The sequence below is a fragment of the Propionivibrio sp. genome (genome assembly GCF_029255185.1).
In the GTDB taxonomy this organism is placed as follows: domain Bacteria; phylum Pseudomonadota; class Gammaproteobacteria; order Burkholderiales; family Rhodocyclaceae; genus Propionivibrio.
On sequence record NZ_JAPUVO010000137.1, the window covers coordinates 1 to 2,716 of the forward strand.

7 protein-coding genes are annotated in these 2,716 nt (G+C 58.9%); 3 read left to right on the forward strand and 4 right to left on the reverse strand.

Annotated elements, in window-relative coordinates; genetic code table 11:
• The first annotated feature begins 173 nt into the window (after nt 1-173).
• A complete protein-coding gene (locus Q1J43_RS15450; RefSeq protein WP_301103405.1) occupies nt 174-392 on the forward strand; it encodes a hypothetical protein in 219 nt (72 codons plus the stop codon).
• A gap of 111 nt (nt 393-503) precedes the next feature.
• On the opposite strand, the gene Q1J43_RS15455 is transcribed toward Q1J43_RS15450, so the two are convergent.
• From Q1J43_RS15455 to Q1J43_RS15465, 3 genes are all read right to left on the reverse strand, one after another.
• The gene (locus Q1J43_RS15455; RefSeq protein ID WP_301103406.1) at nt 504-773 is read right to left on the reverse strand and encodes a BrnA antitoxin family protein; all 270 of its coding nucleotides are present in this window, start codon (nt 771-773) and stop codon (nt 504-506) included.
• Nucleotides 751-1,026: a BrnT family toxin gene (locus Q1J43_RS15460; RefSeq protein ID WP_301103407.1), complete on the reverse strand. Its 276-nt coding sequence runs from the start codon at nt 1,024-1,026 to the stop codon at nt 751-753. Before Q1J43_RS15460 ends, Q1J43_RS15455 begins: the two co-directional genes overlap by 23 nt.
• 99 nt (nt 1,027-1,125) lie before the next feature.
• Complete coding sequence (locus Q1J43_RS15465; RefSeq protein WP_301103408.1) at nt 1,126-1,467, reverse strand: hypothetical protein; 342 nt, start codon at nt 1,465-1,467, stop codon at nt 1,126-1,128.
• Between the two features lie 28 nt (nt 1,468-1,495).
• On the opposite strand from Q1J43_RS15465, the gene Q1J43_RS15470 reads away from it, so the two are divergent.
• Entirely contained in the window at nt 1,496-1,882 is a 387-nt protein-coding gene (locus Q1J43_RS15470; RefSeq protein ID WP_301103409.1) for a BrnT family toxin, read from the forward strand.
• Entirely contained in the window at nt 1,875-2,177 is a 303-nt protein-coding gene (locus tag Q1J43_RS15475; RefSeq protein WP_301103410.1) for a BrnA antitoxin family protein, read from the forward strand. The genes Q1J43_RS15470 and Q1J43_RS15475 overlap by 8 nt, the downstream gene beginning before the upstream one ends.
• Nucleotides 2,178-2,209: 32 nt before the next feature.
• Here the strand turns inward: Q1J43_RS15475 and Q1J43_RS15480 are convergent.
• On the reverse strand, nt 2,210-2,716 hold a 507-nt coding region (locus tag Q1J43_RS15480; RefSeq protein ID WP_301103411.1), incomplete at its 5' end, for a putative Ig domain-containing protein.

Consider the following 2,716-nt stretch of genomic DNA (forward strand, 5'->3'; position numbering starts at 1 on the left):
GATTTCGTCGATATGACCGGTTTGCGCAACGAGGATGCGCCCATCGCTGGTGGCGAGAATTCCCTCGCCGCGCGTGCCGCCGGTCGCCACTTGCAGGATGCGACGGCTTTGTAGCTCGATCATCCAGACGGCGCTTTGATGCGGGGTGACCTTGGTAGCGGCGTTGTACGAGTTTGGGTAGACTCGCCGCCCTCCTCGTTAAAACGATAGACCTCGTTACGACCGGCGCCGGCGCTGATGAGCAAGCTGTGGTCGGCGAGCTCGACAATCGCTTGCGCGCCGATGTCGCCGCTCCCGGCATAGCCGTCGGCCAGCCCGCATATCTGGCGCTGTCGCCGTACCACTGCTGGACCTTGGCGGAGAAGCCGAGCAGGTCGGCCTGGGTACAGTAGCTGTCACCGCCCCGGGCTCGGGTATTCGGACGATGTGGTTGATTCAGTCCATGGTTAAGTCAGCCGGAAAATTCGCTCTCTTCGGTACTTCCGGTTGATGAACCAGACTACTTACGCTGGGGAGTGGGTACTGAGCCAATCTTTCAAGGCGGCATCCACTCGCGTCTGCCAACCGTCGCCACTAGCCCTGAAACGCTCCACGACCTCTTGCGACAGGCGAATAGTGATGCGCTCTTTGGTGACGGCAGCTTTGGGGCGCCCGCGCAGTTTAGTTTGTAACGATTCCGGCAGCCCGGAAAACGGTACGGCGCGTTTGAACCATTCGCTGGTCAATTCAGGATTGTCGTCATCAATCAATTCAGGGTTGGGTCGCTTGCTCATATCGTCGCACCTCGCGTTTGTTTGCCTTGCGGAAGCTAATGACACGCAACGTCTCGCCGCGCATCGTGAATACGAGTACATGTGGGATACCATCGAGTCTTCCGATGGCGGTCATCCGTGACTCGCCATAATCGCGGCGGTCATCCACCTCAAATACCGCCGTCTGGAAATCAAAATCCGCGACCCGCTCGAAGCTCAAACCGCGCAACTCAATGTTGCTGGCGCTTTTGACAGGGTCGCAAGTGATTTCCATTCGATTTATTGTATGCACACAATTAAGAGCTGTCAATTTTTTTGTATCTGTCTTTTTTGTGGATCAAAAGCCTGTTGTGCCGCAAGGCCGGCACCATGCTCACCGAAAGTATCGATACCTGGATTGAAGAAGCCACACACAAAGGAATGCAGCAAGGGATACAGCGGGGCCGCGTTGAAGGCGGAGGCCGGCTGCTCGCCAATCTGCTCGAACGTCGAAGGCGTAGCCGGGGGCGAGGTTGGTTCCCGCCGTATCGAGGGCGCTGTCGAGTTTGGCCCAGGGGATATCGGGGCGGCTCGTGCCGCTGGTTGGCGTGACGCCGTAGGTCTGGGTGTTGCCGGCGGCATCGAGCGTTTGTCCATCGGGGCGGCCGCCGACATTGCTGCCGAAAACAACGTAAGGCAGGTTCAGCCCGCCCAGGATGTATTCGCTGTCGCCCATTTCGGGTGCGCCGAATGCAAAAAAGCCAATGGTGATGGAGCTGGCCCCGTTCAGCGTGACCCAGTGGGGCTTGCCCTTTTTAAAGATTCGACTGCCTGGTGCAATCGCAGCCCGATGCTTCCCATCTCAATTTATTGTGGATACAATAAACATTGTGAAGATCATCTACGACCCCGTCAAGAACGCCGCTAACATCGAACAGCGTAGTTTGCCGTTTGCTTTGGTGGCGGAACTGGACTGGAGCAGTGCAGTCATCGTCGAAGACCGGCGGAAAGATTATGGAGAGCGTCGTTTCCGTGTCTTCGGATATATCGACGGGCGACTTTATGCCGTCGTATTTACGCCGCGTGAAGACGCGGTGCACGTCATTAGTTTTCGAAAAGCAAACAGTCGCGAGGTAAAACGCCATGGTTGAACAACACAGACCCGACCCGACACTGCCCGATGCGGATAACCCGGAGTGGACAGCAGACGATTTTGCCAAGGCAAAGCCCGCTTCAGAAGTTTTACCCAAACTTTTTAGCGCGGCGATGGCAGCAGAAATGCTGCGTCCGAAACGGGGACGCCCGGTTTCCGCCAGTCCGAAGATGCATATCAATCTTCGGCTGGATGCAGACGTCGTGACGGCATTTCAGACCACGGGGCGTGGCTGGCAAACCCGTTTAAATACCGCCCTCAAAGACTGGCTCAAGACCCACCGCTCCGCATAGGTCGGCGAGCGGAAGTCGTCTTGCCGCCCGCCTCACCCTTCCAGCTTCACCACCAGCCCCGTCAATTCGCCCAAAGTCTTGGCTGCCGGGCGCGTGGCCAGGTAATCGATCAGCCAGTCCTCATCGGCCGGCTTGGCCAGCGCTGGCGCGCTGCCTTGCCAATCGATGCGGAAGGCGGTGGTTGATGGCGTGCTGCCCGTGCTTGGGCCGGCGTTCTGTGCCATGTTGTTCGGCACTGGGGTCGCTACAGGGGGCTTGGAGAGCGTGGTAATGCTCAGGCCGAAGCTGCTGCTGGCACTCAGACCATAGCGGTCAGTAGCAATGACCGTGAGGCGCAGCGTGCCGGCGGCGCTGGCCGGCGGAGTGCCGCTGAAGGTGCGCGTTTGGGCATTGAAGGCAAGCCACGCTGGCAGGGGGGTGCCGTTGGCCAGGGTTGCCGTATAGACCAGGACGTCACCGGGGTCAGCGTCGCTGAAGGTATTGGCCGGCAAGGTAACGCTAAAGGCGGCGTTGGCCGGCGTCGTGCGGTCGGTCAGCGG

What these genes read in the sequence shown, in the direction of transcription:
- Q1J43_RS15455 (WP_301103406.1), bottom strand. Translation starts at nt 773, where the DNA reads ATGAGCAAGCGACCCAACCCTGAATTGATTGATGACGACAATCCTGAA.
- Q1J43_RS15460 (WP_301103407.1), bottom strand. Translation starts at nt 1,026, where the DNA reads ATGGAAATCACTTGCGACCCTGTCAAAAGCGCCAGCAACATTGAGTTG.
- Q1J43_RS15465 (WP_301103408.1), bottom strand. Translation starts at nt 1,467, where the DNA reads ATGGGCGACAGCGAATACATCCTGGGCGGGCTGAACCTGCCTTACGTT.
- Q1J43_RS15470 (WP_301103409.1), top strand. Translation starts at nt 1,496, where the DNA reads ATGGTGATGGAGCTGGCCCCGTTCAGCGTGACCCAGTGGGGCTTGCCC.
- Q1J43_RS15475 (WP_301103410.1), top strand. Translation starts at nt 1,875, where the DNA reads ATGGTTGAACAACACAGACCCGACCCGACACTGCCCGATGCGGATAAC.